This window comes from Aestuariivirga sp., from assembly GCF_046294715.1.
GTDB lineage: Bacteria > Pseudomonadota > Alphaproteobacteria > Rhizobiales > Aestuariivirgaceae > Aestuariivirga.
The window spans coordinates 1-4650 of record NZ_JBKBKI010000062.1 but is presented as its reverse complement, the minus strand read 5'-3'; the positions used below and the strand labels follow the sequence as shown (position 1 = coordinate 4650).

5 protein-coding genes and 1 pseudogene are annotated in these 4650 nt (G+C 65.3%); 1 reads left to right on the top strand and 5 read right to left on the bottom strand.

The annotated features are described in order from the left end of the window. The coding region (locus tag ACK4HL_RS20290; RefSeq protein WP_409764625.1) for a tRNA-guanine transglycosylase at positions 1 to 485 on the bottom strand (485 nt) is incomplete at its 3' end. Next, the gene (gene queA / locus ACK4HL_RS20285; RefSeq protein WP_409764623.1) at positions 482 to 1540 is read right to left on the bottom strand and encodes a tRNA preQ1(34) S-adenosylmethionine ribosyltransferase-isomerase QueA; all 1059 of its coding nucleotides are present in this window, start codon (positions 1538 to 1540) and stop codon (positions 482 to 484) included. The genes ACK4HL_RS20290 and queA, both read right to left, overlap by 4 nt. A 149-nt stretch (positions 1541 to 1689) precedes the next feature. On the opposite strand from queA, the pseudogene ACK4HL_RS20280 reads away from it, so the two are divergent. Next, positions 1690 to 1866 (top strand): annotated as a pseudogene (locus ACK4HL_RS20280) (integrase core domain-containing protein); the annotation flags it as partial. A gap of 30 nt (positions 1867 to 1896) precedes the next feature. On the opposite strand, the gene ACK4HL_RS20275 reads toward ACK4HL_RS20280, so the two are convergent. The 3 genes from ACK4HL_RS20275 to ACK4HL_RS20265 all read right to left on the bottom strand — a co-directional run. Then, positions 1897 to 3135 carry an IS256 family transposase gene (locus ACK4HL_RS20275; protein ID WP_409764621.1) on the bottom strand — a complete coding sequence of 413 codons (1239 nt, stop codon included), beginning with the start codon at positions 3133 to 3135 and terminating at the stop codon, positions 1897 to 1899. Between the two features lie 347 nt (positions 3136 to 3482). Next, entirely contained in the window at positions 3483 to 3935 is a 453-nt protein-coding gene (locus ACK4HL_RS20270) for a hypothetical protein (protein ID WP_334132167.1), read from the bottom strand. After that, the coding region (locus ACK4HL_RS20265; protein ID WP_409764619.1) for a hypothetical protein at positions 3932 to 4650 on the bottom strand (719 nt) is incomplete at its 5' end. The genes ACK4HL_RS20265 and ACK4HL_RS20270, both read right to left, overlap by 4 nt.

The following is a 4650-nucleotide window of genomic DNA, read 5'->3' as shown; positions in this document are numbered from 1 at the left end:
ATCGATTTCCGGGCCACTGCCTCGGTCGCCGGGTAGGGCGTGCACTCGTCGAAGATCATCACGATGTCCGAGCCCAGCACGCGCTGGATCTGCATGCTCTCCTCGGGCCCGAGGAAGACCCTGGCCCCGTCCACCGGCGAGGCGAAGGTGACGCCGGCTTCGGTGATCTTGCGCCTGTGCGCCAGCGAGAAGACCTGGAAGCCCCCCGAGTCGGTGAGGATGGGGCGCTGCCACTGCGTGAAGCCATGCAGCGAGCCATGGGCCTCGATCACCTCCAGCCCCGGCCGCAGGTAGAGGTGGAAGGTGTTGCCGAGGATGATCTCGGCGCCGATGGCCTCGAGCTCCGCCGGCCGCATCGCCTTCACCGTGCCATAGGTGCCCACCGGCATGAAGGCCGGCGTCTCGATGCGGCCGCGCGGGAAGGTGATGCGGCCGCGCCGGGCCGCGCCGTCCTGCCCGAGCTTCTCGAACTGCATGCGGCTCATGCGTGGCCCTCGGCGCCCGCGCCCTGCCCGGCCTGGGGCCACAGCAGCATGGCATCGCCGTAGCTGAAGAAGCGGTAGCGCTGCTCCACGGCATGACGATAGGCCGCCATCACCCGCTCGAAGCCGCCGAAGGCACAGACCAGCATCATCAGAGTCGACTCCGGCAGGTGGAAGTTGGTGAAGAGTGCATCGATCGAATGGATGCGTCGGCCCGGGAACAGAAAGATCTGCGTGTCGCCGGCGAAGGGCCGCACTTCGCCCTCGCGCCAGGCGGTCTCCAACGCCCGCAACACGGTCGTCCCCACGGCGATCACACGCCCCCCCGCCGCGCGGGTGCGGCGGATCTGCTCGCACAACTCCGCACCGACGTTCAGCCATTCGGCGTGCATGGTGTGTTCGGACACGTGCTCGGCGCGCATGGGCTGGAAGGTGCCGGCACCCACATGCAGGGTGACATGACCGAACTCGACGCCCTTCCCGCGCAAAGCCGCCAGCAGCGCCTCGTCGAAATGCAGGCCGGCGGTGGGCGCCGCCACGGCGCCGAGGTGCTTCGAAAACACCGTCTGGTAGCGCTCGTCGTCGCGGATGTCGGCCTCGCGCTGGATGTAGGGCGGCAAGGGCATGCGACCGGCGCGCAGCAGCACTTTCTCGATCGGCTCGGTGGTCTCGAAGCGCAGGCGGTAGAACTCGCCCTCGCGCCCCAGCACGGTCAGCACCGTGCCCTCGTCGAGGGTGATGGTGCTGCCGGGCTTCGGCGATTTGCTGGCCCCCACCTGCGCGCGCACCTCATGCGCGCCGGTCACGCGCTCCAGCAGCACCTCCACACGCCCGCCGGTGGCCTTCTGGCCGAAGAGCCGTGCCGGGATCACCCGGGTGTCGTTGAAGACCAGCAGGTCGCCGGCGCGTAGCAGGCCCGGCAAGTCGCGCACCCCGAGGTCTTCGAAAGGCGCCGGAGCGGGTGGCACATGCAGCAGGCGGGAGGCGGAGCGCTCGGGGAGCGGCACCTGCGCGATCAGTTCGGGCGGCAGGGCGTAATGGAAATCCGACTTCTTCATGAGATCGGCTTGACAGGCCGTTCCTCCAACGGGCGCCTCGCGACGCGGGGCGCGCATGGTACTCCACGCCGCGTGAGACCGTCGGCCGACGGTCGGGTGTCGGGGAATTACTCACCTTCACCGAGTAGGCCAAGGATCAAGGCATGGCGATCCAGTACATCCAGCCCGGGCAGCCCAACCAGAACGCCTATATCGAGCGGTTCAACCGCACGTTCCGGGAGGAGGTCCTCGACCAGTACCTCTTCCGGCGCCTCGAAGACGTGCGCGAGGCTGCTTGGTGGTGGATGCTCGAGTACAACGGGGGCTGTCCGAATTTTTGTGTGTGAGGCGGTTTTCTGAATCTCTTCCCGTCCCGCTCAGCGCGGCGCGAGGGTGAAGCGGTCGCCATACAGTATCGCGAACTGGTTCATCGCTGATTTCCACTCCTTGCTCGCCCGCTTCCAGTCGGCGGTGATGTTGCGCAGGGCCAGCCAGATCAGCTTGGTCGCCGCCTCGTCGCTCGGGAAATGCCCGCGACTCTTGATGATCTTGCGCAACCGCGAATGCACGCTCTCGATGGCGTTGGTGGTGTAGATGATCCGCCGCACCTCGGGCGGGAAGGCGAAGAACGGAACCACCCGGCCCCAGGCCCGCCGCCAGGCCGCGACGACGGTCGGGAAGCGCTGGCCCCAGGGGCCCTGCTCGAACGCCTCCAGCTCGGCTTCGGCAGCCTCCGCGCTCGGCGCGGTGTAGATCGGCTTGATCGCCGCAGCCAGCGCCTTGCGGTCCTTCCAACTGGCAAAGTCGAGGCTGTTGCGGATCAGGTGCACGATGCAGGTCTGCAGCGTCGTGGCCGGGAACACGGCCTCCAGAGCCTCGGGAAGGCCCTTCAGGCCATCGGCCACGCCGATCAGGATGTCCTGCGTACCGCGCGTCTTCAGGTCGTTGAAGACCTTCATCCAGAACTTCGCGCCTTCGGTGTTCTCGATCCATAGCCCGAGGATGTCGCGGGTGCCATCCGGCAGCACGCCCAGGGCCAGATACACCGCCTTGTTCCGCACCATACCGTCCTCGCGGATCTTCACCCGCAGGGCGTCGAAGAACACCACCGGATACATCGGCTCCAGCGGCCGGGCCTGCCATGCCCCCACCTCGGCCATCACCGCGTCGGTAACCGCGCTGATGAACTCCGGCGACACCTCGACGGCATACATCTCGGCCAGATGACCCTGGATCTCGCGCACCGACATGCCACGGGCATACATCGAGATGATCCGGTCATCGAAGCCGGCAAAGCGGCGCTCGTGCTTCGGGATCAGCTGCGGCTCGAAGCTGCCGGCGCGGTCGCGCGGCACGTCGATCCGCAGCGGCCCCTCGTCGGTCAGCACGGTCTTGCCGCTGCGGCCATTGCGGTGGTTCCCCCGGCCGCCCTCGGGGCTGGCCAGGTGCATGCCCAACTCGGCGCCCAAGGCGCGCTCGATCACGGCCTTCTTCAACTTCTGGAACACGGCCTCGACGCCGGCGGCGTCCATCGGACCCGGGATCAGCTTCTCAAGCAGATCGTCGGGAAGAATGGCGTCCGGCTTCGCGGCAGGGGTAGATTTCTTGCGTGGCATGGGGGCTCCTGAACATCGTCATGGTAGGCCCCTCACACAAAAATCCTGACAAACTCGTACAACGAGCAGCGACCCCACGATTCCCTCGGCGACCTGACGCCCGCCGAGGTCTGCCAGCAATACGAGGAAAGTTCCGCTTTCGCTTTGTGTGCTTGACGGGGAAGCTTACGCCGCAACCCACTTGAAATTCAACAGAGCCAAAATTCAGATAGCCCCCTGCCGCCGACCGCACCGGCGCCGACCGAGAAGCGCACCTCGGCGGCTCGCGCCAAACGCAGCACCACGCCGAAGCAGCGCACCAGTCGCTGAAACGACGAAGCCCCGCCGGTGAGGGCGGGGCTCCGGGATCAGTTCACTGACTCTTCAGCAGCCAAGCAAACGTTCGCGTCTTGTTCTCCGTCCTCGACTCGACGCCAACATCCCGCAAGCTCCGCGTTCTTCGGGAGCGTGTATCGGCCCCATTCATAGCCTGATCTCAGAAAGCCAGCCGCTTGAGGCAAACCCTTGGCGGCCGCCTTTCGGATCCACACTACGGCCTCATCAAGCGTGTACTTCGGAGGCTCTTTCGGCGCGTCTGCTTCCAGCCACAGAATGGCAAGGTCGCCAACAGCAAACTCAGCCTCAGGATCACCGGCGGCGGCCATGGGCAGAACCATTTCGATCGCTCGACCAAAATCGCCTGCCTGAACCGCCTCAGATCCCGCAGCTTCCAACTGTTCGTCTTGCATGATCCGGCCACCATCGACTGCACACGCAGGAAGACTAATCGCGATCAACATCGAGAGCCCGAACGACCTCATGGCGATCTCCCGAACGGCAGGATCGCTTGGTACTCCCCAATGGCGTGCCCCCGCCATTGCGGTTGATAGCCGTTTCGCATCAAAAAGTAGTCCTGCACGATGTCAGCCTGTTGCTCAAGCCCGTAGCTCTGGAAAGCCTTCCCAAGTGCAAGCGGCCTGTAGTCATAGCGCCTATCCAGGGCAGCGGAATAGACGTTGATACCCCGCTGGTGCTGCCATACATGGGTCATCTCGTGCATGAACCAAGCACGATTCCCCATAGTCGAGGTCGAGAAGTCATCCATGTAGTCAGCCGGATGGAAATAGATATTCCCATTGGGCGCCATGGCAACGCCGCGCTGCTGGAAGAATCGGAACTTCCTGTTGAACACCTTGACCTTCGAGTAATCGACATCGCCGCCAAAGACATCTTGCGCCATTGCGATCTCGCCCTCCGTCATGAGGCGGGACTGTCCAACCTTGAGTGTCGCTTTACCCGGTTCCTCGCTAGGCCCGGAGCTCTGGCCACCGCCACCTGGCGCCATCTGCCCCATGGCGTAGCTCATCGCCGCCGTCACCGCCCCATTGGCGAACTTCCCGCCGCTCAGCACGCTCGCCGTGCCGCCCACCAGGGCCGATGACACCACCCTTCCGGCATTGGTACTCGCCCGACCGCTCAGCGGGCTGAACGCCTGCGCAAAGCCGGCACCCGCGAATCCGGCCCCGAAGTTCCCGC